Origin of the sequence: Roseiarcus sp., assembly GCF_049514155.1 — a bacterium.
Taxonomy (GTDB): domain Bacteria; phylum Pseudomonadota; class Alphaproteobacteria; order Rhizobiales; family Beijerinckiaceae; genus Roseiarcus.
This window is the reverse complement of record NZ_JBEKVH010000015.1, coordinates 17,845-41,627: the sequence shown is the minus strand read 5'-3', so window position 1 is coordinate 41,627 and position 23,783 is coordinate 17,845. Positions and strand designations below refer to the sequence as shown.

At 68.3% G+C, this 23,783-nt stretch carries 22 protein-coding genes; 8 read left to right on the top strand and 14 right to left on the bottom strand.

The window, feature by feature from the left end; translation table 11 throughout:
• Positions 1-12: 12 nt before the first annotated feature.
• Positions 13-1,055, bottom strand: a protein-coding gene (locus ABSF49_RS03875) for an IS630 family transposase (protein WP_424111317.1) whose coding sequence is annotated in 2 segments (ribosomal slippage) — positions 13-573 and positions 576-1,055 — 1,041 coding nt in all. Because the reading frame shifts where the segments join, the coding sequence is not laid out codon by codon here.
• Positions 1,056-1,456: 401 nt separating this feature from the next.
• On the opposite strand from ABSF49_RS03875, the gene ABSF49_RS03870 reads away from it, so the two are divergent.
• On the top strand, positions 1,457-1,858 hold the full coding sequence (locus tag ABSF49_RS03870) for a hypothetical protein (RefSeq protein WP_424111316.1): 402 nt from the start codon (positions 1,457-1,459) through the stop codon (positions 1,856-1,858).
• Between the two features lie 59 nt (positions 1,859-1,917).
• Here the strand turns inward: ABSF49_RS03870 and ABSF49_RS03865 are convergent, their stop codons facing one another.
• From ABSF49_RS03865 to ABSF49_RS03840, 6 genes are all read right to left on the bottom strand, one after another.
• A complete protein-coding gene (locus ABSF49_RS03865) occupies positions 1,918-4,002 on the bottom strand; it encodes an FUSC family protein (protein WP_424111315.1) in 2,085 nt (694 codons plus the stop codon).
• Positions 4,003-4,029: 27 nt separating this feature from the next.
• Entirely contained in the window at positions 4,030-4,155 is a 126-nt protein-coding gene (locus ABSF49_RS03860) for a hypothetical protein (RefSeq protein WP_424111314.1), read from the bottom strand.
• A 109-nt stretch (positions 4,156-4,264) separates the two neighbouring features.
• A complete protein-coding gene (locus ABSF49_RS03855) occupies positions 4,265-4,756 on the bottom strand; it encodes a MarR family winged helix-turn-helix transcriptional regulator (RefSeq protein WP_424111313.1) in 492 nt (163 codons plus the stop codon).
• Positions 4,746-5,198, bottom strand: coding sequence for an acyl-CoA thioesterase (locus tag ABSF49_RS03850; RefSeq protein WP_424111312.1), 453 nt, complete (start codon positions 5,196-5,198; stop codon positions 4,746-4,748). The genes ABSF49_RS03855 and ABSF49_RS03850 overlap by 11 nt, the downstream gene beginning before the upstream one ends.
• Before the next feature lie 10 nt (positions 5,199-5,208).
• Positions 5,209-5,970 carry an SDR family NAD(P)-dependent oxidoreductase gene (locus ABSF49_RS03845; protein ID WP_424111311.1) on the bottom strand — a complete coding sequence of 254 codons (762 nt, stop codon included), beginning with the start codon at positions 5,968-5,970 and terminating at the stop codon, positions 5,209-5,211.
• Between the two features lie 31 nt (positions 5,971-6,001).
• Complete coding sequence (locus ABSF49_RS03840; RefSeq protein WP_424111310.1) at positions 6,002-6,826, bottom strand: crotonase/enoyl-CoA hydratase family protein; 825 nt, start codon at positions 6,824-6,826, stop codon at positions 6,002-6,004.
• A 290-nt stretch (positions 6,827-7,116) separates the two neighbouring features.
• Between ABSF49_RS03840 and ABSF49_RS03835 the strand changes: the two genes are divergently transcribed.
• The gene (locus ABSF49_RS03835; protein ID WP_424111309.1) at positions 7,117-7,479 is read left to right on the top strand and encodes an endonuclease domain-containing protein; all 363 of its coding nucleotides are present in this window, start codon (positions 7,117-7,119) and stop codon (positions 7,477-7,479) included.
• Positions 7,480-7,631: 152 nt separating this feature from the next.
• On the opposite strand, the gene cobT is transcribed toward ABSF49_RS03835, so the two are convergent.
• The 4 genes from cobT to ABSF49_RS03815 all read right to left on the bottom strand — a co-directional run bounded on the left by cobT (position 7,632) and on the right by ABSF49_RS03815 (position 12,423).
• Complete coding sequence (cobT, locus tag ABSF49_RS03830; protein ID WP_424111308.1) at positions 7,632-9,554, bottom strand: cobaltochelatase subunit CobT; 1,923 nt, start codon at positions 9,552-9,554, stop codon at positions 7,632-7,634.
• Positions 9,555-9,594: 40 nt separating this feature from the next.
• A complete protein-coding gene (locus tag ABSF49_RS03825; RefSeq protein ID WP_424111307.1) occupies positions 9,595-10,533 on the bottom strand; it encodes a DMT family transporter in 939 nt (312 codons plus the stop codon).
• 149 nt (positions 10,534-10,682) lie between these two features.
• The gene (cobS, locus tag ABSF49_RS03820) at positions 10,683-11,693 is read right to left on the bottom strand and encodes a cobaltochelatase subunit CobS (protein WP_424111306.1); all 1,011 of its coding nucleotides are present in this window, start codon (positions 11,691-11,693) and stop codon (positions 10,683-10,685) included.
• A gap of 130 nt (positions 11,694-11,823) precedes the next feature.
• Positions 11,824-12,423, bottom strand: a complete 600-nt coding sequence (locus ABSF49_RS03815; protein WP_424111305.1) for a J domain-containing protein — start codon at positions 12,421-12,423, stop codon at positions 11,824-11,826.
• A gap of 109 nt (positions 12,424-12,532) precedes the next feature.
• On the opposite strand from ABSF49_RS03815, the gene ABSF49_RS03810 reads away from it, so the two are divergent.
• The 3 genes from ABSF49_RS03810 to ABSF49_RS03800 are packed head-to-tail and all read left to right on the top strand — an operon-like array spanning position 12,533 to position 14,717.
• A complete protein-coding gene (locus ABSF49_RS03810) occupies positions 12,533-12,802 on the top strand; it encodes a BolA family protein (RefSeq protein WP_424111304.1) in 270 nt (89 codons plus the stop codon).
• Positions 12,799-13,377 (top strand): hypothetical protein, encoded by a 579-nt coding sequence (locus ABSF49_RS03805; RefSeq protein WP_424111303.1) that lies wholly within the window; start codon positions 12,799-12,801, stop codon positions 13,375-13,377. Before ABSF49_RS03810 ends, ABSF49_RS03805 begins: the two co-directional genes overlap by 4 nt.
• A 32-nt stretch (positions 13,378-13,409) precedes the next feature.
• A complete protein-coding gene (locus ABSF49_RS03800; protein ID WP_424111302.1) occupies positions 13,410-14,717 on the top strand; it encodes a UDP-glucose dehydrogenase family protein in 1,308 nt (435 codons plus the stop codon).
• A 21-nt stretch (positions 14,718-14,738) separates the two neighbouring features.
• Here ABSF49_RS03800 and ABSF49_RS03795 read toward each other — a convergent pair whose 3' ends face one another.
• Together ABSF49_RS03795 and ABSF49_RS03790 are read right to left on the bottom strand one after the other, a co-directional pair.
• The gene (locus tag ABSF49_RS03795; RefSeq protein WP_424111301.1) at positions 14,739-16,145 is read right to left on the bottom strand and encodes a glycosyltransferase family 2 protein; all 1,407 of its coding nucleotides are present in this window, start codon (positions 16,143-16,145) and stop codon (positions 14,739-14,741) included.
• A gap of 206 nt (positions 16,146-16,351) precedes the next feature.
• The gene (locus ABSF49_RS03790; RefSeq protein WP_424111300.1) at positions 16,352-19,393 is read right to left on the bottom strand and encodes a toll/interleukin-1 receptor domain-containing protein; all 3,042 of its coding nucleotides are present in this window, start codon (positions 19,391-19,393) and stop codon (positions 16,352-16,354) included.
• A gap of 409 nt (positions 19,394-19,802) precedes the next feature.
• Here ABSF49_RS03790 and ffh point away from each other — a divergent pair, with 409 nt between their 5' ends.
• The 3 genes from ffh (at position 19,803) to rimM (ending at position 22,362) form a co-directional block, all read left to right on the top strand.
• The gene (ffh, locus tag ABSF49_RS03785) at positions 19,803-21,356 is read left to right on the top strand and encodes a signal recognition particle protein (RefSeq protein WP_424111299.1); all 1,554 of its coding nucleotides are present in this window, start codon (positions 19,803-19,805) and stop codon (positions 21,354-21,356) included.
• Between the two features lie 81 nt (positions 21,357-21,437).
• Positions 21,438-21,815: a 30S ribosomal protein S16 gene (rpsP, locus tag ABSF49_RS03780; RefSeq protein WP_424111298.1), complete on the top strand. Its 378-nt coding sequence runs from the start codon at positions 21,438-21,440 to the stop codon at positions 21,813-21,815.
• 7 nt (positions 21,816-21,822) lie between these two features.
• Entirely contained in the window at positions 21,823-22,362 is a 540-nt protein-coding gene (gene rimM / locus ABSF49_RS03775) for a ribosome maturation factor RimM (protein ID WP_424111297.1), read from the top strand.
• Here rimM and ABSF49_RS03770 read toward each other — a convergent pair.
• The gene (locus ABSF49_RS03770; RefSeq protein WP_424111296.1) at positions 22,359-23,768 is read right to left on the bottom strand and encodes a porin; all 1,410 of its coding nucleotides are present in this window, start codon (positions 23,766-23,768) and stop codon (positions 22,359-22,361) included. The two genes, rimM and ABSF49_RS03770, sit on opposite strands and share 4 nt — an antisense overlap.
• Positions 23,769-23,783 lie beyond the last annotated feature (15 nt).

Genomic DNA, 23,783 nt, shown 5'->3' with positions numbered 1-23,783 from the left:
AAGACTCTCTGATCACGACCTGTAGGCCCAATCTCGCAGGCCGATGGACATGATCTTCCAGGGTTGATCGACGAGCTTGTTCCAGGCGTCGCAGCAATGGTCGACGATGTCGTCGAAGGATTTGAAGATCCGGTTCGAGAGCCAGTTTTCGCGCATGAACTGCCAGATGTTTTCCTGCGGGTTCAGCTCCGGGCATTTGGCCGGCAGCGGGATCAACGTGATGTTGGGCGGGACGATCAGGCCAGCCGAGAGATGCCATCCGGCCTGATCGACCAGGATCGCGGCGTGCGCGCCCGGCGCGATCTGCGTGGCGATCTCGGCCAGGTGAAGGTTCATCGCTTCGGTGTCGCATCGAGGCATGACGAGCGCCGCGCCCTTGCCGTCCTTGGGACAGATCGCGCCGAAGATATAGGCCGAGGCGGTTCGTTGGTCTTTCGGCGCGCTCGGGCGCGTGCCGCGCTTAGCCCAGCGACGGGTGATCTTGTTCTTCTGGCCGACGCGCGCCTCGTCGGCAAACCAGATCTCTATGGCGTCGGGCTCGACGCCTTTTTCGTCCCCGATCTGCGCCAGGCGCTCGGGCAGACTTTTTTAAAATCCTCAATGGCGCCGGCGGCTTGCGCGTGATGACGGGGACGCGCCGAGAGCTTGCGGTAACCCATGGCGCGCAGTTCGCGGCTCAATGTCTGTTTGGCGACGACGACGCGGAATTCCTCCCAAATCCATTGGCAGAGATCGACGATCCGCCAGCGTACGACGCCGTGAACCGCGGGGATCGGACCGCTCTCAATGATCGAGGCCAGCGCGGCCCGATGCGCATCGTTCAGCCGAGGCGCTTGCCCGGGCGGCTTTCGGTCGATCAAGCCGTCCGGCCCATGAGCGTTGAACTTGAGAACCCAATCACGAATGATCTGAAGCGTCACGCCGCCAATCTTGGCCGCCTCGGTGCGCGAGGCGCCTTCGTAAATCGCCGCCAGAGCCAAAAGTCGCCGCGCCTGCGGTCCATCCTTCGAGCGTTTGGTCGGAGCATCAAAATCATCCCGGAGCGGAAGAGCCATGGCAAACCTCCTGGGTTCGCCACCTTGAATCAGCTCGCCGATGATTTGGGAAGCCGAGAGTCACGCCCTTCGGGACTTGGTATAATTGCCCATTATGCAGCAACGCTAGAACAAAGCAAGAACGATCTGCCAATTTTGTAACGCCTTCGCTGCGCCACAGCTCTTGAGGTGATGACATCCGGGCGATCGCAATGGGCGCGAGATTCCCGCGTTATTTCAATGGCCTTGGCATTCCGCTTTCTGAAAATCAAAAATCGTGCTATTCTACCCACATCGCCCCACTTGCTCCCCAGACGCCCCCGATGCCCAAGCCCCGCAAGCCCTCCCGCCCCGCCGAAGTCCCGCCGCCGCCTCCGCCGCCCCGCCGCACCGCCATGCGGCGGGCGACGGCGGAGCGGAAGTTGCGCATCCTGGAGCGGCTGACGGCGGGCGTCTCGGTCGCCCATATCGCGCGGACGGAAGACCTCACCATCCGCCGCGTGCGGCAGATCATCGCCGAGATGCTGGCCAAGCGTGAGGTCGATCCGCCCGCCGGCTTCGTCCAGTTGCAGATCGCGCGGCTCGGCGACGCGATGCAGGTCGCGCACACGCTGATGATGGAGGGCGACCTCAAGGCGATGGACCGGGTGATCAAGCTCGCCGGCGAACTCGACCGCTATCACGGCTACGGCCGCGCCGAGATCGCCGCCGCCCCGGCGCCCGCGCCGCCGCCTCGGCTCAGTGCGCCGACGCGCGAGCTGCTGCTCGCCAAGCCGGCGCCCGAGAAAGACGAAGCGGAAATTTTCCGCCCCGCAACCCGCTGACAAGTCTCGAAACGCGGCAGGAAACGCGGCGGCGGGCGTCGCCCGACGGCAAGCGCGTCTCAGCTTGCCGCCGCAGCTTTCCGATAAGCCTGCGCCGCCGCCGTCAACCGTCGCGTCGCGCGCTTCAGGTCCGAGAACGGCTCGGCGCGATCAATCTCCGTCTGCGCCGCCGCCGCGCCGCCGGCGGCGAGTTCGCCGCTCAGCCAGCGCTGCGCCGCCGCCGCTTCGACGCGCGCCTGGTCGGCTTCGGCGGGGTCGGCGGCCTGCAGCGCGATGCGCGCCGCCGAGAGCTGCGCGACGACGCCGTGGGCGGCGATCAGCATCGTCGCCAGCTCTTCGAGCCCGCGCTGGGCGGCGGCCGGTTCGCCGCCCATTCGCGCCGCCGAGTCGGACAGCGCCGCGATCGCCTCGATCAGCGCCATGCGCGCCAGGCGGTAATCCTGCGCCGTCGCGTCGGGCCGCAGCGCGACCGCGGCGAAGGCGTCGATCCGCTTGAGCAGGCCGGTCGCCAGCCGCGGCGCTTCGGCGAATTCCCAGCGCGGCCAGAGGTGGCTGAAGAGATGGGCGATCGCCGCGCCGACCAGCGTGTCGGCGAGCCGGGCGATCGCCGGCGCCGCCTCGGCCGGGTTGACCAGATGCAGCGAGACGAGCGCCATCACCGAGGCGCCGACCGAGGCGAGGCGGTAGTTCGAGCGAATGAAGCCGTGGGTCAGCGCCAGCGCCGCGCCCTGGACCAGCACCAGCGCGCCGACCGGCAGATGGCCGACCAGCAGCGAAGCGACGACGCAGCCGATCAACGTTCCGGCGACGCGGTCGTCGCGCCGCTGGCGGGTCCAGCCGTAGCTCGCGCGCATGATCACGGCGATGGTCAGCAGGATCCAATTGCCATGGCCGGCGCCGCCGCCGAAGGTCTCAGCGATCACGGCGCCGGCGACCATCGCCGCGGTCAGCCGCACGGCGTAACGCAGCACCGGCGAACCGGCGCGAAAGTGCTGGGCGAGCTGGCGCGGATCGTAGTTGCGGCGCGGCGCGAAAGCGGAAAGGTCGACCTCGCCAATCGCCGCCGCAGCCGCGTCGTCGTCGGTGAGCGCGCGTTCGAGCCGGCCGATATGGCGGCGCGCGTCGAGCAGGCGCGCCACTGTCGCCGCCGCGGCCGCGCGCCGCTCCGGCCCGAGTTCGTCGCTCGTGGCGAGCCGCGCCGCCTCGCGCCGCATCGCATCGGTCGCCACCGCATGTCCGGGCGGCAGCCGCGGCTTGGCGCTGGTCAGCAGTTCGAGGCTCAGGAACTGCAGGTCGAGCGCGGCGGCGCGCAGCGCGACGCCGATGCGCGCGCTCAACGTCTGCGCCCCCGGCCAGTCGCGTAGGGCGGGCAGGTCGCATTGCGCCGCCACCACCGCATCGAACGAATCGAGCAGCACGCCGATCGTTGCGGCGAGCCGCACCCGCTCCGGCGTCGCGCGCGGCCGTTCGAGCAGCAGCGCGCGCGCCGCCTGCAATTGGTCGGCGAGCGCCGCCTGTTGGCGGATCGCCGCACCGTAGACTTCCTGCACGTCGATGGCGGGATCGGTGAAACGGGCGATCGCGCGCAAATAGGCGGCGTGCTCGCGGATCGACTCGCTCGCCATCAGGCGTCGGTCGTTGCGGCTGACCAGCCTTGTGGCGACGATCGCCAGCGCGATATAGGCGAGGCCGCCGCCGATCAGCAGCAATTCAGCTTGCAACGCGCGCGCCGGATCCAACGGCGGCAGGCCAAGCACGAACACCATCGGCACCAGCAGTTGCGCGCTCAGCGCCAGCGCCCAGCGGCCATAGCCGGTGATCATGCCGGCGGCGAAGGCGGCCAGACCGATGACCGCGACCAGCGCCGTCGGCGAGGGGCTGGCGAGGAGGGTCAGCGTCGTCGAAACGATCGCCAGCCCGAAGCCGGTCAACAGCATGCGCAGTTTGGCGCGCCACGGCGCGGGAAAGTCGCTGATGCTGGCCGAGATGGCGCCGAGCGTCGCCGGCTGGCCGGCGGCGAAACCGAACAAAGCCGAAGCGATCGCCGCCACCGCCATCACGCCGAGGGCGACGCTCAGCCCGTTGAGGACGTGCTGGCCGACGAACAGCTTCAGCAGCGTCGGCGACCGCAGCCAGTTACGCATGGCCACGCGCGCCGCCGGCGCCTGGGTTCACGCCTTGACGAATGGGCATCCGCCTTTGTCGAGAGGCCGCCACGCGTCCTCCGGTTTGATCGTCGCGACGAGCTTGAAATAATCCCAGTCGCCCTTCGATTCGGCAAGCGTCTTCGTCGTCATCAGGCGCCTCGGGCGCCGCTTGCGCCCGTCGATGCGGATTGAACCCCTGCCGAGCGGCGGATCGTCGGCGAAGTTCCGGCAGAACGGCGTTCAGCCGCTCCGCGCGGCTTCATGTTCCTAGCTCGGCGAGTCGCGCCAGCGCGGCGAGCAACTGCTGCCGGCCTTCGCGGCCGATGAGCCGTTCGACTTCCTGTTCCTGCTCGGCCTGGACGCGGCGCGCGCGCGCGACCAGGGTCGCGCCGGCCGCGGTCAGCGCCAAAGCGCGCGAGCGGCGGTCGACGGGCGTGCGCAGCCGTTCGGCGAGGCCGCGGCGCTCGAGTTCGTCCATCATCGCAACGAAGTTCGGCCGCTGGATGCCGAGCGCGCCGGCGATCTCCGACTGCTTGCGGCCGGGATTGGCGGCGATGACCACCAATGCGGAATATTGCGCCGGCGACAGCTTGAGCGCGAGGAAGCGGCGGTTGAAATCCTCGAACACCGCCAGCTGGGCGCGCCGCAGCGGATAGCCGACGATCGAAGTCAGCGCCGAGAGGTCGAGCGGCAGAGGTTCGTCGGCCGGGTTTGACCCGCGCGACGGCGCCTTCGTATTCTTAGCCGCCATGCTTGGCCTCGTTTGAACCCAGCAGCCGCGCCGCCACCAGCGGCGGGATCGGCCGTGACTTGAGCCGGGCGGGGTCGTGCGGATGCCGGCCGACCCATACCCGCGTCTCCCACGCTTCGATCGCCAGTTGCTCGCCTTCGGGCGCGGGCTTGAACACTTTGTGCTCGATGTCGAAACTCGAATTGCGGATCGCGGCGACGTGGGTCTCGATGACGATGTCGTCGCCGAATCCGGACGGGATGATGAACCGCGCGCGGGTGTCGACCATCGGATAGCCGAGAATGTCGAATTCGCTCAGCAGGTCGCGCTTCTTCCATCCCGCCGCCTCGAACAGATGGTGCGTCGCGGTGTCGAACATGGCGAAATAGCGCGGGTAATAGACGATGCCGGCCGGATCGCAATCGGCCCATTCGATCCGCACGCGATGACGGTTGACGAACATCGGCTTGCCTTTAGCGCGGCGGCAGGCGCAGCGCGCCGTCGATACGGATCGTCTCGCCGTTGAGATAGGGATTCTCGACGATGAAGGCGGCGAGCGCGGCGTATTCGGCCGGGTCGCCGAGCCGCGCCGGATACGGGACCGAGCGGCCGAGCGAATCCTGCGCTTCCTGCGGCAGGTCGAGCAGCATCGGCGTCAGGAACAGGCCCGGCGCGATGGAATTGACCCGCACGCCAAACTGCGCGAGCTCGCGCGCGATCGGCAGCGTCATCGCGACGACGCCGCCCTTGGAGGCCGAATAGGCGGCCTGGCCGATCTGACCTTCATAGGCGGCGACCGAAGCGGTGTTGACGACGATTCCGCGCTCGCCGTCCTCGAGCGGCTCGAGCCGGCTCGCCGCCGCGGCGAACAGCCGGATCATGTTGAACGTGCCGATCAGGTTGACGCGGATCACCGTCTCGAAATCGCCGAGCGGCTGCGGTCCGTCGCGGCCGACGACGCGCTTGGCGACGCCGATGCCGGCGCAATTGACCAGGATGCGTGCCGGCCCATGCGCCGCCGCGGCGCGAGCGAGGGCCGCTTCGGCCGAGGCCGAATCGGCGACGTCGCCGGCGAGCGCGAGGCCGCCGATCGCCTTGGCCACAGATTCGGCCGCCTCGGCGTTGCGGTCGAGAACCGCGACGCGCGCGCCTTTGGCGGCGAAGGCCTCGGCCGTCGCCTTGCCCAGTCCGGAACCGCCGCCGGTGACGATCGCCGCCGCGCTCGCCAATTTCATCGCCCTTCCCCTTTTTCAGTTCGATTTCGGCTTAGGCCTCGCCGCGACGGGCCCGCTCCGGCCGCGTCTTGGCGGCGCGTTTGTCGAGGAAGGCGCGCACCCGCGCCTTCGCTTCGCCGTCGCTCTGGGCGGCGGCGGCCATCAGCGATTCCATCAGATAACCGACGCGCGGATCGCTGTCGGCGATGCGCGGCAGCGCCTGGATCACGGCGAAATTGGATAGCGGCGCGTTGCCGGCGATCGCCTCGGCGAGCGACAGCGCCCTGGCGAAGCCTTCGCCTTCGCCGACCAGATATTGAGCCAAGCCGATTTGCGCGCCTTCCTCCGCCCGATAGACGCGGCCGGTCAGCATCATGTCGGTCATGCGGGCGACGCCGATCAGCCGCGGCAGCCGCACCGAGCCGCCGCCGCCGACGAAGATGCCGCGCTGGCCTTCCGGCAGCGCGTAATAGGCGGAAGGCTCCGAGACGCGGATATGGGCGGCGGCGGCGAGTTCGAGCCCGCCGCCGATCACCGCGCCCTTGAGCACGGCGACGACCGGGGTCGGGCCGAACTCGATCTTTTCGAAGCAACGCTGCCAGGCGCGCGAGTGGTTCACCGCCGCCGCCATGTCGCGGTCGCCGATTCCGTTGAGATCGAGGCCGGCGGAGAAATTGGGGCCGAGCCCGTGCAGCACCATTGCGCGCACGTCGTCGGCGATATCGGAGACAACCCGCTCGAGCGCGTCGATCGTCGCCTCGTTGATCGCGTTGCGCTTATGGGGACGGTCGAGGCCGATCGTCAGCACTGCGCCCCGCCGCTCGACGACCAGCGATTCGAACGCGCGCGCTTTTGCTTCCGCCCTGGATTTGGCCACGCCCGTCCTCCCCGCGCCATCGAGCGCGGAGATAGTTATATGGAATAACGATTATCGGCGTCAAGCGCGGGATCGACCTCCTTCCCCAGCGAAGCTGGGGAAGGTGTCTCGCGAAGCGAGACAGATGGGGTGCGGGCCGTCGCGCAGACGTCGGCCGGACTGCGCGATCATTTCCGCGAATCCCCCCAGGTTTCGAACGGCCTTCCTCTTTCAACTGGCCGTTCCCGTGCCGCCTGCGCGAACTCTGAGCTCGATACGACTCACACAGCAGCCCGTGCTCTGTGTCGAACATGGGGGAGCCGCGCTCCTTACCTCAGTCCTCGCGCAAGTTCGCGCGCGGACAGCGTCGCCAGATGACAAGGGCGGAAGCCACGCTTTGGCGCGCGCTGCGCGGTCATCGACTCGAAGGCCACAAGTTTCGCCGGCAGACGCCGATCGGACCTTACTTCGCCGACTTTGTTTGCCTTGAAAGGAAGGTCATCGTCGAAGCGGACGGCCGAACGCGCGAAAGCGAGGACGCCATATTGAGGGACGCTGAGAGAGATGCGTGGCTTCGTCGTCAGGGCTACCGCGTCCTGCGGTTCGCTGACGATTTGATCATCGGCGGCTTGCCGATCGTGATCGAACGCATACGCGCCGCTCTCGCCGCGTGACGCCTTAGCTTCTTCTCCGGCGATGCCGGGGACGGCGCTTCAGACAAATAGATCATCGATCGGCGCGCCGACACTGTGGCCGCCATTATTGTTCGCCACACCCCATCCGGCTGCTCACGCGGCCACCTTCCCCAGCTTCGCTGGGGAAGGGCCTAAGCCGCTCGCTTCTTCCGCTGACCCCGCGTCGGCTTGGGCGGCGCCGCCTTCTCGTCGAACAGCTCGGCGAGCTTCTCGGTCATCGCCCCGCCGAGTTCCTCGGCGTCGACGATCGTCACCGCGCGGCGATAGTAGCGGGTGACGTCGTGGCCGATGCCGATCGCGATCAGCTCGATCGGCGAGCGGGTCTCGATCTCCTCGATCACGTAGCGCAGGTGGCGCTCGAGGTAGTTGCCGGCGTTGACCGACAGGGTCGAATCGTCGACCGGCGCGCCGTCGGAGATCATCATCAGGATGCGCCGCTGCTCGGCTCGTCCGAGCAGGCGCTTGTAGGCCCAGTCGAGCGCCTCGCCGTCGATGTTCTCCTTCAGCAGGCCCTCGCGCATCATCAGGCCGAGGTTCTTGCGCGCGCGCCGCCACGGCGCGTCGGCGGCCTTGTAGACGAGGTGGCGCAGATCGTTGAGCCGGCCGGGGTTGGCCGGCTTGCCCGCCTGCAGCCACGCCTCGCGCGCCTGCCCGCCCTTCCAGGCGCGGGTGGTGAAGCCGAGGATCTCGACCTTGACCCCGCAGCGTTCGAGCGTGCGGGCGAGGATGTCGGCGCAGGTCGCAGCGACCGTGATCGGTCGGCCGCGCATCGAGCCGGAATTGTCGATCAGCATCGTCACCACCGTGTCGCGGAAGTCCATCTCCTTCTCGCGCTTGAACGACAGCGGCTGTTGGGAGTCGATGACGACGCGCGACAGGCGGGCGGCGTCGAGGACGCCTTCCTCGAGGTCGAACTCCCACGACCGATTCTGTTGCGCCATCAGCCGCCGCTGCAGCCGGTTGGCGAGCCGGCCGACGACGCTGGAGAGGTTCTGCAACTGCTTGTCGAGATAGTCGCGCAGCCGCTGCAATTCCTCAGGCTCGCACAGGTCCTCGGCGTTGACGATCTCGTCGAACTTGGTCGTGTAGGCCTTGTAGTCCGGTCCGCGCCGCTCGCCGGTCGGCTGCGGCGGGCGGTTCTCCGCCGCTTCGTCCGATTCGCCGGCCGAAGCCTCGTCGGGGAAGTCGGTCGAGGGCGCTTCGTCGGCTTCGGTCGCGCCTTCCTCGAGTTCGTCGGTGGAGTCTTCCGACGCCTCCTTTTCCATCGCGTCGGCCGATTCCTCGCGCTCGCCTTCGCCCTCCGCGTCCTCGGCGCGCTCGGGGGGCGTATCTTCTTCAGACGATTCCGAGTCGTCTTCCTCGTCGGCCTCGGAGTCGCTCGGCAGGTCGAGCGACTGCAGCAGGCGGTGCAGCGAGCGGGCGAAGGCGCGCTGGTCGTGGATCGACGCGCCGAGCCCGTCGAGCGCGGCGGCGGCCTTGCCTTCGACGACCGGACGCCACAGTTCGACCACCCGCGCCGCGCCGCTCGGCGGCTTCAGGCCGGTCAGGCGTTCGCGCACCAGCATCGCCACCGCGTCTTCGAGCGGCGCGTCGTCGCGCTCGCGCGCTTCGGAATAGGGAGCGCGATGATAGCGGTCGTCGAGCATCGCCGTCAGGTTGGCGGCGACGCCTTCCATCCGCCGCGCGCCGATCGCCTCGACCCGCGCCTGCTCGGCGGCGTCGAACAGCGCGCGCGCGGCCGGATTGTGTGGCGCGTGGCGACGATGGATGGCGTCGCTGTGGCAAGCGAGGCGCAGCGCCATCGAATCGGCGACGCCGCGCAGGATCGCCGCCTCGCGCGCGTTGGGCTTGCGCGGCGGCTCCGGCAGCCGCGCGCGCGCGCCCTCCGGTCCGCTGACCAGGGCCGGCTTGTCGGCGGCGAAGGCGACCTCGAGGTCGGGCCGGCGCGCCATCGCGCGCGTGCAGGAGGCGAGCGCGCGCTTGAACGGCTCGGCGGGCGACTCGGCCTTGCCGGACGGTTTGCGATTGGTCGGTTTGACGTCGACGGTCGACATGAGGCCTGGGTTCGGGCGTCGTAAGGGGGGCGAGCGTCCTCTATAGGCTCGGCCCGACTTTGCCGGCAAGGCGCTCGTTGGCGGTCGGGCGCCCGAGCGAATTCACAATCACGACGCCGAGAATAGCGATTGCGCCGCCGACCAGCGTCAGCGCGCTCAGGCTTTCGCCGAGCGCGGAATATCCGACCAGCGCCGCGACCGGCGGCACGAGGTAGAGGAAATTGGCGGCGCGCGCCGCGCCGAAGCGGCCGAGCGCGTAGGTCCAGGCGGCATAGCCGATCGCCGCCGGAAAGACGCCGAGCGCGACCACTGTCGCCGCCGCGCGCGTGGCCCCGGGCGCGACGAGAATCGGCAGCGCGCCGGGCAGGAACGGCGAAAGAAACAACGCCCCGGCAAGCAGCGTGTAGGCGGTGCAGGCGAGCGCGCCGTAGCGGGGGACGAGCGGGCGCTGCAAGACGAAGTAGCTCGCGGTGCATAGCGCCGCGCCGGCGACGAGGCTCGCGCCGCCGCCGAACGCCAGCCCGCCCGGCTGGCCGAGCGCGATCAGGCCGACGCCGGCGAAGCTCACCAGCGCGCCGCCCCAGCCCCAGGCCGAAAACCGTTCGCGCAGAAAGACGGTGGCGAGAATGGCGGTCAGGATCGGCGCGACGTTGACGATGAACGCCGCCGCGCCGGCGCTGACGGTGAGCTCGCCCTGATTGAGCAGGCCGTTGTAAAGCGAAATGCCGATCAGGCCGCAGACGAGGAAGCGGCCGGCGTCGGCGCGGGTCGGCGGCGGCGGGCGGCGGAACGCCAGCCAGGCGAGCGCCAGCGCGCTGGCGACCGCGAACCGCGCCGCCGCCAGTTCGAGCGCGCCGAAATCGCGCATGGCGACGCGAATCATCGGGAAGGCCGAGCCCCAGGAGAGAACCGTGACGGCGACGGCGAAGATCGCGGCCGCATTGGCGCGGCGGACGGCGGCCGAAGAAAGGGAGGTCATGGCGCCTTATCGCCGAGTTGAGGCGATCGCCATAGCGGCAAGTTGACGCCGCGGCGGTTCCGCCCGCTTTCGCCAAGGTCGAGAGGCCGTTCGGCCGCCGAGACGCTGCGGCCTGATCGTCGCCCAGCTGTCGGGTCGTCGCCCGGGCTTCAGGTCAGCGCGACGTTCAGCGCGCTTTCCGGCAGTTCCTGGCCGAAGCAGCGTTGGTAGAACTCGGCGACCAGCGTGCGCTCGAGTTCGTCGCACTTGTTGAGGAAAGTGAGGCGGAAGGCGAAGCCGATATCCTTGAAGATGTCGGCGTTCTCCGCCCAGGTGATCACCGTGCGCGGGCTCATCACCGTCGACAGGTCGCCGTTGACGAAGGCGTTGCGGGTGAGGTCGGCGACGCGCACCATCTTGTTGACGATGTCGCGGCCTTCCTTGCCGCCGCGATAATGCGGCGCCTTGGCCAGCACGATGTCGACTTCCTTGTCGTGCGGCAGGTAGTTGAGCGTGGCGACGATCGACCAGCGGTCCATCTGGCCCTGGTTGATCTGTTGCGTGCCGTGATAGAGGCCCGACGTGTCGCCGAGGCCGATCGTATTCGCCGTGGCGAACAGGCGGAAGCCCGGATGCGGGCGGATGACGCGACGCTGGTCGAGCAGCGTCAGCCGCCCCGAAACCTCGAGCACGCGCTGGATGACGAACATCACGTCGGGGCGGCCGGCGTCGTATTCGTCGAAGCAGATGGCAATGTTGTTCTGCAGCGCCCATGGCAGCATGCCGTCGCGAAATTCGGTGATCTGCTTGCCGTCCTTGAGCACGATCGCGTCCTTGCCGACGAGGTCGATGCGCGAGACGTGGCTGTCGAGATTGATGCGCACCAGCGGCCAGTTCAGCCGGGCGGCGACCTGTTCGATGTGGGTCGACTTGCCGGTGCCGTGGTAGCCGGTGATCATCACCCGGCGGTTGAAGGCGAAGCCGGCCAGGACCGCGAGCGTGGTGTCGCGGTCGAACAAATAATCGGGATCGAGGTCCGGCACGTGCTCGTCGGGCGCCAGATAGCCCGGCGCCCTCATGTCCGAATCGATGCGGAACGCCTCGCGCACGGAAATCAGCGCGTCCGGGGCGCCGGGGGCGGCGGGCGTCACGGTCGAAGGCGGAACAGGCGCGGGTCTCATTGGTCCTCCATGCCCCGGCGCGGCGGGCGGCGGGGTGACGCTTCACACTATAGGCGCGCCCGCGGACAGGCGAAACGCCGATCGGCCCATGCAATTAACGTGAAAATCGCCCGGGGGCCGCGGCGGGCGGTCAAACCAGCTTGTTGGCCCTGAGGTAATTATAGGCCTGAATGATTTCGCGCAATTTGTCTTCCGAGGAGCGGTCGCCGCCATTGGCGTCGGGGTGGTGGCGTTTGACCAGCTCCTTGTAGCGCGCCTTGATCCCGGCCTCGGTGGCGTTGGCGTCGAGGTCGAGGACGAACAACGCCTTCAACGCCAGCGCGTTGTAGCGCGGGGCAGGGGCCTGGCCGTCGGCGCGGCGCGCGCCGCGCCGGCGCATATTCCGCGCCTCGGCGTAGATCGTCTCGTCGATATGGCGCCCGCCGGCCCCGCCGCGCGGCCCCATCTTCCAGGTCGGGCGGTGGCCGATCACCTCCGCCTGGCGGAACTTGGCCAGCGATTCGTCGTCCATGCCGCGGAAATAATCGTAGGTCGCGTTGTATTCGCGGACGTGCTCCATGCAGAAGCAGAAGTACTCGCCTTCGCGCTCGCGCCCTTTGGGCGCGCGGAACACGCCTTCGTTGGCGCAGCCGGGAAACTCGCAGCGAATCGTCGTCGTCGTCGCCGGCGCCTCGCTGGCGCGGCGCGGTTTGATCCGAATGCGGTCGAAAAGGCGTGAATTGAGATCCATCGACGAACCTTAGGCGCCGACTCGCCCAAGCGGCAAGAGTCGAGTCGACGATCGTGTCTTTGACAACTCGCGCGCCGCGAGGCAAGTCGGGCGCGCAAGGAACGCGACAATGACCAGAAAAGACCGCATCGCCGCCGCTCTGACAGAAGCGCTGCGCCCGACCCGACTGGACGTCGTCGACGAATCAGACCGCCATGCCGGCCATGCCGGCGCCCGCCCCGGCGGCGAAACCCATTACCGCCTCCATATCGTCAGTCCGGCCTTCGTCGGCAAGACCCGGGTCGAGCGCCATCGCATGGTCAACGCGCTGCTCGCGGCGGAATTCGCCAGCGGGCTCCATGCGTTGGCGATCGCCGTGGCGGCGCCCGACGAAGCATGAGCGCGCCGGAGACGAGCGATTTCGGCCCCTATTCCTTCGCCCTCACCGCTGACGAAGCGCGAATCGCCGCGGCGCGCGCGGGCCTCAGGCGCGCGCTCGCCGGCGGGCTGACCGCGGCCCATTTCGCGCCGCTCGCCGCCTTCGTTCTGGCGATCCTGTTCGTCGCCATTCTGGCGCTGACCGGGCTCCTCGGCCGCCGCCCGGCCGAGGCGGCGCTGCTCGTCTGCGCTGCCGCCTTTCTCGTCCAACGACTGGCGACGCGGCGACGCTTCTTCGTCAGCCGCCGTCTCGCCGAGGCGGAAATCGAGCGCTTGCGCGCCGCCGGGCCGCTCGTCCTCAGCGTCGAAGCCAACGGGCTCAGACTCGACGGCGGCCCCGCGCCGACGCGCTGGCGCTTCGATGATTGCCTCGATGCCGAGGACGCCGGCGGCCTCGTCTATCTATGGCCGCGCCAGGGCGCGCCGGCGATCGCGCCGACCCGCATTTTTCGCGACGAGGCCGAAGCGTCACGCTTCGCGCAATTCCTGCGATCGCGGCTGCCGCGTCGCCTTGCCGGGTCGCCGACGGACGACTAGAACGCTGCAGCAAGGCTTGGGGGCCGGGATCGATGCGCATCGCGATGATCGGCGCGGGTTACGTCGGCTTGGTCTCGGGGGCCTGTTTCGCCGACTTCGGTCACGACGTCGTCTGCGTCGACAAGGACGAAGGCAAGGTCGCGGCGCTCAAGGCCGGCCGGTCGCCGATCTACGAGCCGGGCCTGAGCGAGCTCGTCGCCGCCAACCAGCGCGCCGGCCGACTGTCGTTCACCGGCGACATCAGCGAAGGGATCCGCGGCGCGCAGGCGGTCTTCATCTGCGTCGGCACGCCGACGCTGCCGGGCGACGGCGGCGCCGACATGCGTTCCGTCTATCAGGCGGCGCGCGAGATCGGCGAAGCGATCGAAGGCTTCGTCGTCGTCGTCAACAAGTCGACCTCGCCGATCGGCGCCTGCGACGAAATTCAACGCATCCTCGCCGAATGCGCGCCGCGCGATTCGTTCGCGGTCGCCTGCAATCCGGAATTCCTGCGCGAAGGCGCGGCGATCGACGATTTCAAGCAGCCCGACCGGGTGGTGATCGGCGTCGAGGACGACGCGTCGCGGCGCGTGATGCGCGAGATCTACCAGCCGCTCGAGCGCAACGGCAGCCCGATCGTCTACACGACGCGCCGCACCGCCGAGCTGATCAAATACGCCGCCAATGTCTTTCTGGCGATGAAGGTCACCTTCATCAACGAGATGGCCGACCTGTGCGAGAAGGTCGGCGGCGACGTGATGGACGTCGCCCACGGCGTCGGCCTCGACAAACGCATCGGCCGCCGCTTCCTCAACCCCGGTCCCGGCTTCGGCGGCTCGTGCTTCCCGAAGGACACGCTGGCGCTGACCAAGCTGGCGATCGACGCGCGCTCGCCGATGCGGCTGGTGGAGACGCTGGTCGACGTCAACGACAAGCGCAAGGTGGCGATGGCCGGCAAGATCGTGCGCGCCTGCGGCGGCTCGGTGAAGGGCAAGCGCATCGCCGTGCTCGGCCTGACCTACAAGCCCAACACCGACGACATGCGCGACGCGCCGAGCCTGGTGATCGTGCCGCTGCTGCAGCAGGCGGGAGCGACGATCGTCGCCTTCGATCCGGAAGGGGCGAAGCAGGCCGCCAGGCTGCTGCCCGGCGTCGAGTTCGCCAGCGGCCCCTACGCCTGCCTCGAGGGCGCGGACGCCTTGGTGGTCGTCACCGAATGGGACGCCTTCCGCGCCCTCGATCTCGCCCGCGTCAAGGCGGCGCTGCGCGACCCCGTGGTGGTCGACCTGCGCAACATCTACCCCCAGGGCGCGATGCGGGCGATGGGGTTCAAATACCAGGGGATCGGACGAGGAGCGTAGCTCGGAGCGCGCCGCCGCCGCCTATTTTTTCACGACCTCGAACCCATTCGCCTGACTGGCCAGTCCCCACAACACGCCGAGCCCTTCCAAGGCGCAAAACACCGGCAGCAGAAGTATCTGCAACAGCGTAAGCTGGACGCGTTTCCAGAAGTCCTTGATGCCGTGTTCGTCCATATTCGCTTTCAGTCCCGTGACGTACCACACGGCAAACGTCGCGAACGAGTAGCTCGAGAAGATCCGCACGGCGGACGGGATTTCAACGCCGTAGAAGAGCTTGCAGACCGTATAGACCACGGCGAACGGCGCCAGCGCCCAAAGCGTCGTGTTCACCCCGAGGCCAAGGCGCCAACGCAGCTTGACCGGGGCGTAGAGGACGGTTTTCACCAGTCCGTGAAACCAACGCCGCCGCTGGCGCAGAAAATCAATGACGGACATACAGGACTGTTCTTCCAAGAAACCCTCGACCCAGGCGCAACGCAGGCCGTCCTGCATCGCCTTTACCGCCCAGAACGCGTCCTCGGTGATGTCGCCGTGCGGGCCAAAATCAAAACCGCCGGTCGCCTTCTCGACGTCGTTGCGAACGACGATGAAAGAACCATGAAGGCCGAATATGGTGACGCCCAGGCGATGCTGCAGATGAAACCTGGCGAAATCGTCTCCCGTTCGGACATTGTCGGCCAATGTGAGAAAGGGGTGCCGCTCCCATTCGCGATGATAAAGCAACGCCCCCTGGCCGATGCGCAAACGCCTTGACGCTTCCTCTTGACCTATGAATTTGCAAACGCCCTTGATCGCCGATTGCGTCGGCTGTGTTTCTTCGTCGAGATGCACGATCCAGGCCGTCGCGGATATTTGCGAATTCAAAAGGGCGTAATGCAGCGCCCTCGCCTTGAAACGAGAATTGTTCGGCGTCAGATATTCCCGCGGGACGACGATGACGCGCAGGTCGACATCCTCGACCGGCAGCAGGGCGACATTCCTGCACTCGTCGATCACGACCTCGATAATGTATGGCGCCAAAGGCGTCTTGGCCATTTCGGCTTGGCAGCGGCGAATCGTGCTCAGGACGACGTCGATGTTCTTTCCCGCCGTGACGATGCGCCAGCAGATCATACTGTTGATCGGCTGTATGTCGTCGAGGTCGGACGGGAAACGATAGAGAAGCGTGCCGATCAAGCCGAGAGAGCCGGGCAGCAAGGCGCCGAGCCAAAGGACGCTCGCCCATGAGACGACTTCCTCGGCAAGGGTCTGAGGCGGTGCGCCGGCCGGCGACAGTGAATGCGACGCGAGCAGAATCGCGATCGTGGACACCGTAAAAACGATCACGCGCGCTCGATGCCCGGTCATCCAGCCCAAGCTCCAGTCCCGAACCGGTTCGCGCGGGATTGCCGTGCAGCCGTGTTGTCGCCTGAAGTTGGGGTCGCGCACGGACGGCTCCGGGATTGCGCACGAAGCAGCGCTGACGTCGGCCTGCGATTTCGCTCCGGGCCGGGACCCCTCCTTCCTAATCACAAAACCGTTGATCGGAAAGACGGCCCGCTCGGGATTAGCGGATTGCGATGACGGTCCGATAATTCCCCCAATCGGCGTCGTTGCCGACGGCGGCCCCGGTTCGCGCGGCCGCTCCGCCGCCTTCACTTCTTGACGGTCACCGCCTGGCCGGTCAGCCGCTTCACCGCTTCGGCGGCGCCGGTGTTGCCCTGCTCGGCGGCGCGGCGGTACCAGCTCACGGCCTGGTTGACGTCGACGGCGGTTCCCTGGCCGTGCTCGAGCAGCGAAGCGAGGTTGAACTGGCCGTCGGGGTTTCCCTGCTCGGCGGCGTTGCGATACCAGTTGAGCGCCTGGGCGTAGTCCTGCGCCACGCCATGGCCGTCGCGGTAGAGGTCGCCGATGTCGACCGCCGCCAGCGCGTTGCCCTGGTCGGCGGCTTTGCGATACCAGGTCATCGCCTGGGCGTAATCCTGCGCGACGCCGTGGCCCATGGCGTAGAGATAGCCGATGTTGTCCTGCGCCGCGGAATTGCCCTGCGCGGCCGCCTTCTGGAACCAGGTCATCGCCTCGGCGTAGTCCTGCTGGACGCCCTGGCCGTTCATCAGCAGGACGCCGAGATTGTTCTCGGCGATGGATTGGCCCTGTTCGGCCGCCTTGCGGTACCAGACGGCGGCCTGACCGTAGTCCTGCGCGACGGCGCGGCCTTTCTCGTAATAGTAGCCGAGGTTGTTCTCGGCCGAAGCGTTGCCCTGGTCGGCGGCCTTGCGATACCACGACAGCGCCTGGGCGAAGTCCTGCGCAACGCCCTGGCCGTTGGCGTAGAGGTCGCCGACGTCGGCCTGGGCGACCGCGTTGCCGAGGTCGGCGGCCTTGCGATACCAGGTCATCGCCTGGGTCCAGCTCTGCTGCACGCCGAGGCCGTTGGCGTAGAGATAGCCGACGTTGTCGACCGCCGAAGAATCGTTCTGGTCGGCGGACTTCTTGAACAACGTCATCGCCTGCGCGTAATCGCGCGTCACGCCCTGGCCGTTCATGGTGAGCAGGCCGAGATTGTTCTCGGCGATCGCGTTGCCCTGGTTGGCGGCCTTCTGGTACCACGCGACCGCCTGCGCATAGTCCTGCGCGACGCCGCGGCCGCGCTCGTAGAAATAGGCGACGCTGGTCTCGGCCGGCGCGTAGCCCTGGTCGGCCGATTTGCGGTACCACGCCAGCGCCTGGACGTCGTCCTGCGGCACGCTTTGGCCGTTGGCGTAGAGATCGCCAAGATTGTTCTGAGCCGTCGCATCGCCCTGATCGGCCGCCTTGCGATACCAGTCGGCGGCAAGGGCGAAGTCCTGCGCCACGCCGCCGCGGCCGTTGGCGTAGAACAGGCCGAGGTTGATCTCAGCGGCGGCGAGGCCCTGGTCGGCCGCCTTGCGGTACCAGCTCAACGCCTGCGCGTCGTCGCGCGTCACGCCCTGGCCGTTGGCGTAGAGATCGCCGACGGCGCTCTGCGCGAGCGCGAAGCCCTGGTCGGCGGCGCGGCGATACCAGCTCATCGCCTGCGTGTAATCGCGCGTCACGCCGCGGCCGTCGGCGTAGAGCTTGCCGAGGTTGTTCTGGGCCGCCAGATTGCCCTGGTCGGCGGCGCGCCGGTACCAGGTCACCGCCTGGATATAGTCCTGCGCCACGCCGTGGCCGTCGGCGTAGAGCTTGCCGAGGTCGTTCTCAGCGCCCGGGTTGCCCTGGTCGGCGGCCTTGCGAAGCCACTCGGCCGCCAGCGCGTAGTCCTGCGGGACGCCCTGGCCATGCTCGTAGAGCGAGCCGATGTTGGCCTGCGCCACGGCATAGTTCTGATCGGCCGCCTTGCGGTACCAGGTCATCGCCTGGGCGAAGTCCTGCGCCACGCCGAGACCGTTGGCGTAGAGGTAGCCGATGTTGTTCTGCGCCACCGCGTAGTTCTGATCGGCGGCCTTGCGGTACCAGCTCATCGCCTGCGCGGTGTCGCGCGTCACGCCGCGGCCGTAGGCGTAGAGATAGCCGACGCCGGTTTCGCCGGCCGGGTTGCCCTGATCGGCGGCCTTGTGGAACCAGGTCATCGCTTCGGCGTAATCCTGCGGCACGCCGCGCCCGGTGACGTAGAGATTGGCGAGGCTCGCCTGCGCCGGCGCATAGCCCTGATCGGCGGCCTTGCGATACCACACCAGCGCCTGCGCCAGATCGAGCGCGACGCCCTGGCCGTTGGCGTAGAGATTGCCGAGGTTGTTCTCGGCCGCCGGATAGCCCTGATCGGCCGACTTGCGATACCAGATCATCGCCTCGACCGGATCGCGGCCGACGCCAAGACCGTTGGCGTAGAGATCGCCGACCGCGTTCTGCCCCACTGCGTCGCCCGCATCGGCCGCCTTGCGGTACCAGGTCATCGCTTGGCCGTAGTCTTGCGCCGCGCCCTGGCCGGTGCGGTAGCGGTCGCCGGCGGCCACCGCGCTCGCCGCGACGTCCTGCGGCGACGGAAACATCTTGTCCTTGAAGGCGAAAAAGCCGCCGCCGAGCGCAAGCAGCAGCACGATCGCCGCCGCTGCGGCGACGAGCTTGGTCCGATTCGCCGCCGTCGGGCTCACGACTGTGGCGCCGGCGGTCTGAGCCGGACCGCGCGCTTCGGCGGGCGGCGGCAGAGGCGGCGGCTTGGGCGGCTCGGCCGATGCGCCGGCGTTGATCGGACGGAGGGTCGCGTCGCCCGCTTCGCTGGCTTGGCCGTCGTCGGCGCCGCGCCGCGGCTCCGGCGCCAACGGCTGGACGAATTTGGACGCGAGCAGCCGCTTCACCGCGTCCGCCAGTCGTTCGAGATGGTGCTCGAGCGGCGGCGGGAAGGCGTCGAGCCAATGCGTCTCGCTGATAAAATATTCGAGCGTCGCGCTCGGGGCGACGTCCTCGACGCGGAACGGCACCACCGGCAGGCCCTTGTTGATCGCGCGCTCGACCTCGCGCTCGATCTGCGGCGAGTGGTTGGCGTTGCTGGAATAGACCAGCACCATCACCCGCGCGTTGTTGATCCCGCCGATGAGCGATTCCGCCCAGCCGACGCCCGGCAGGATGTCGCGCGGCGCGATCCAAACGCGCACGCCGTTGCGTTCGAGGACGTTGCAGGCGGCGTCGGCCGCCGCCTTGTCCTTCGAGGAATAGCTGATGAAGACGTCGTGAGCCACGGACCTGACAATAACCAAGGCGCTGCCGCTGGCAATATACTTAGCGCGCATGACAGTCGCTGTTCGCCCAAGATTTCGCCGAGGCGTCGCTTGGGCGCGGCGCCGACTGGAACGGCTGAAAAAGCCGGATTCGCCTCGCCGCGATTGACTTCTGCGCCCGGCGCGCTTAATTGCCGCCTGTTTTCGTCAGGTCTTGACCTCGTCGAGCAGCCGTCCGTCCCTTGAGAGGCCGGCGGTCAACGTCCGGCAGCGCGATGCGCCCCCGGGCGAGATGGGCGTTTGGTCGAGGAAGGCAGTCGGCAATGGGCAGTCGGCAGTAGGCAAGTCGAACGGGCGCGTCGGCGGACGGGCGGCCTCTCGTTCGCCCACCGCCTGCTGCCGACTGCCCGACGCCCCACAGGAGCTCGCCATGTTCGAGAGCCTTTCCGAAAAGCTCTCCGGCATATTGGATCGACTGACCGGCCGCGGCGCTCTTTCCGAGGAGGACGTCAACGCGGCGATGCGCGAAGTGCGCCGCGCTCTGCTCGAGGCCGACGTTTCGCTCGACGTCGTGCGTTCGTTCATCGATCGCGCCCGTTCGAGGGCGATCGGCGCCGCCGTGGTCAAGTCGGTCACGCCCGGCCAGATGGTGGTCAAGATTGTCCACGATTCGCTGATCGAGACCCTCGGCGGCGAAGGGGAGGCGATCGACCTCAATGCGCCGGCGCCGGTGGCGATCATGCTGGTCGGCCTGCAGGGCGCCGGCAAGACGACGACCGCCGCCAAGATTGCGCTGCGTCTCGCCGAGCGCAGCAAGGCCAAAGTGTTGATGGCGTCGCTCGACGTCAAGCGTCCGGCGGCGCAGGAGCAGCTCGCCGTGCTCGGCCGACAGGTCGGCGTCGACACGCTGCCGATCGTCGCCGGCCAAGACCCGGTGGCGATCGCCAGGCGCGCCGAGAGCGTCGCCCGCCTGCAGGGCTACGACGTCGTGCTGCTCGACACCGCCGGCCGCACCCATATCGACGAGCCGCTGATGGCGGAGATGGCTCAGATCCGCGACGCCGCCCACCCGCACGAGATCCTGCTCGTCGCCGACGCGCTGACCGGCCAGGACGCGGTCAATCTCGCCAAGTCGTTCAACGAGCGGGTCGGCGTCACCGGCATCGTGCTCACCCGCATGGACGGCGATGGGCGCGGCGGCGCGGCTTTGTCGATGCGCGCGGTCACCGGCCGGCCGATCAAGCTCATCGGCGTCGGCGAGAAGATGGACGCGCTGGAGGAGTTCCATCCCCGCCGTCTCGCCGACCGCATCCTCGGCATGGGCGACATCGTCAGCCTGGTCGAAAAGGCGGCGCAGGCGATCGACGCCGAACAAGCGGCCAAGATGGCCGAGAAGATGCGCAAAGGCGTCTTCGACCTCAGCGACCTTTCCGATCAGCTCGCCCAGATCGAGAAGCTCGGCGGCCTCGGCGGCGTCATGGGCATGCTGCCCGGCGTCGCCAAGATGAAGGACCAGCTCGCCGCCTCCCATCTCGACGAAAAGCTCATCCCCCGCCAGCGCGCGATCATCTCCTCGATGACGCCGATGGAGCGCCGCAACCCCGACATCCTCAAGGCGTCGCGCAAGAAGCGCATCGCGGCGGGCGCCGGCGTGACCGTCGAGCTGGTCAACCGCCTGCTCAAGCAGCACCGTCAGATGGCCGACATGATGAAGGCGATGGGCGCCTCGGCGGGCAAGCGCGGCCTGATGGGCCAGCTCGGCCAGATGATGGGGTTCGGCGGCGGCGCGGCCATGCCGACCCCGGAGCAGATCGCCGAGATGCAGAAGTCAGCGGGCGCGGCGGCGCCGACGGGCGGCATACCCAGCGCGCCGCCGCCCGGCGCTTTCAACCTGCCGCCGCAGTTCCCCGGTCTGCCGGGGCTCGGCGCGCCTAAGTTTCCCGGCCTCGGCGGCGGCCTTCCGTTCGGCGGGAAGAAGAAGTGATTCCCCTCTCCGGCAAGCGCGAGAAGGGCGTGATCTGGATTTTGAACCCAACGCAAACGTCAATCTGAAAGGAACCTGCCCATGTCTCTGAAAATTCGTCTCTCCCGCGGCGGCGCCAAGAAGCGGCCGTTCTATCGCATCGTCGTCGCCGACGCGCGCATGCCGCGCGACGGCCGCTTCGTCGAGCGGATCGGCGCCTTCGATCCGCTGAAGGCCAAGGACGACGCGACCCGCCTGGTGGTCGACCTCGAGAAGGCCAAAGCCTGGCTCGCCAAGGGCGCGCAGCCGACCGATCGCGTGCTGCGGTTGTTCGACGGCCTCGGCATCGCCAAGCGCGAGGCGCACAACAATCCGGTCAAGGCGCTGCCGAAGAAGAAGGCGCAGGAGCGCACCGCCGCCGCGGCCGCCGCGGCCGAGAAGGCTGCTGCGGCCGAGAAGGCGGAAACCGCCCCGGCTTGATCGAGCCATGGCTTCGTCGGCGCGCCTCGTCCAGCTCGGCGTCTTCGGCGCCGCGCAGGGCGTGCGCGGTGAAGTGCGGGTCAAATCCTTCACCGCCGATCCGAAGGCGATCGGCGGCTACGGCGTTCTGACCGACGAGAGCGGCGCGCGCGCGTTCCGCTTCGAATCGGTGCGGCCGCTGCGCGACGACATGCTGGTCGTCCGCGTCGCCGGCGTGACGACGCGCAATGCGGCCGAGGCGCTGACCGGGGTCCAAATCTTCGCCCGCCGCGACCAGCTGCCGCCGCCGGCGGCGGACGAGTTCTATTACGACGATCTCGTCGGCCTGACGGCGGTGACGACCGACGGCGCGCCGCTCGGGCGCGTCGTGGCCTTGCGCAATTACGGCGGCGGCGACATCCTTGAGATCGCGCCGGTCGCCGGCGGCGAGACGCTGCTGCTGCCGTTCAGCAAGACGGTGGCGCCGGAGATCGACTTCGCCGGCGGCCGCATCGTCGTCGCGCCGCCGCGCGAGATCGACGGCGAAGCGCCGCCGCCCTCTCCTTAGAAGAACTTGCGCACGTAGGCGGCGACGTCGGGGAAGCTGACGCTCAGCGGCGCCGAGGACGCGCCGGCGTAATTACCGGTCGCCGTGGTCCAGGTGTAGCCGGCCTCGGCGCCGAGGACCAGGCCGGGCTGAATCATGTCCTCGATCCCGCCCTGCAACAGCGCGCCGCGCACCTTGACGTCGAACCACATTGGCTCGTTCGGACCGAGCAGCTCCATGTCCGAGGCTTCCGAGGTGCCGAAGATCGAGTAAGTGATCGAGCTCTTCACCGTCGGCGTCCACAGATGCTCGTAGGAGGCAACCGCGGAATAGCCGGTCGTTTCTTTGAGGTCGCCGTCGCCGCCGACGACGTAGTCGGTGGCGAAGAACGGAATGCCGAGATAGCCGATCGCGCCGCGCGCCGCCGCGACTTGCAGCAGCAGGCGGCCGTAGGTGTCGCCCGCCGCCGGTCCGAATACGTTGCTCCACTTGAAGCGATATTCGCCGCCCGCGGTCGCCGCGGCCCCCCACAACGTGTGATCAGGCGAATAACAGCAGTCCCAGGCGGCGACGTCGTGGATCTCGTGCAGCGCGCCGCCGACGTGCAGCAGCAGGTTCGGCGTCCCGAACCGCGCCTGCGCGACCACGTCCGGCCGGTAGGTCTCGCCGTAGTCGGCGAGCACGCCGTCGCCCATGTCGCGTCGGCTGGGATCCTCGAGCGCGATGCTGGCCGAGACCGAATTGTTCGAGCCGGCGACATTGTCGACGCGATAGGTGTAGGAGACCGCCGGCGTGTTCACCAGCGACGAATAGCCGGGGGAGATCGAATAGCCCCAACGCGCGAAGCCGAACATCGACGGCTGAACGCCGACCTCGAGCCCGTCGAGGCGGACCCAGGCTTGATCGACCAGGCCTTGCAGGACCGAGCCGTTGACCGCGTTGTTGGCGACGTATCTCATGTCGCCGCTTTCGTCGTCCTGCAGCTGCCCCGCGGCGCGCAGGTTCACGTAGCCGATCAGCAGGCCGTAGTCGGTCTGGCGCATGGCGACAAAATTGACTTGCGCGTCGACGCCCGGATAGGGGTCACGCGTCTGTTTCGAGAAGTTCTTGTCGTAATAGTAGAGGATCGGCACGCCGGCGGCGTAGACGCTCGACGGCAGTCGCTGCCCGACCAGGCCGATGTCATGGCTCGCGAAATCCTTGGCGGCGAATCCCATGACGTCGTAGCCGGCCCTGCCGCAGAAGCCCGAGTCGCCGAGCTTGAAGAATCCCGTGCCGTAGTCGGAGCACTCGGACGCCGGCTTGCTCTCCTTCTGCGTCGCGGCGGCCTTCTTGGCCGCCGCGGGCGTATCCGCCGCGAAGCTCGCCGCCGGCGCGATCGCGCAGATCGCTCCGATTGCCCCCAGTAGCGCCCTTGCCCCTCTCATCGCCCGCCCCGCTTC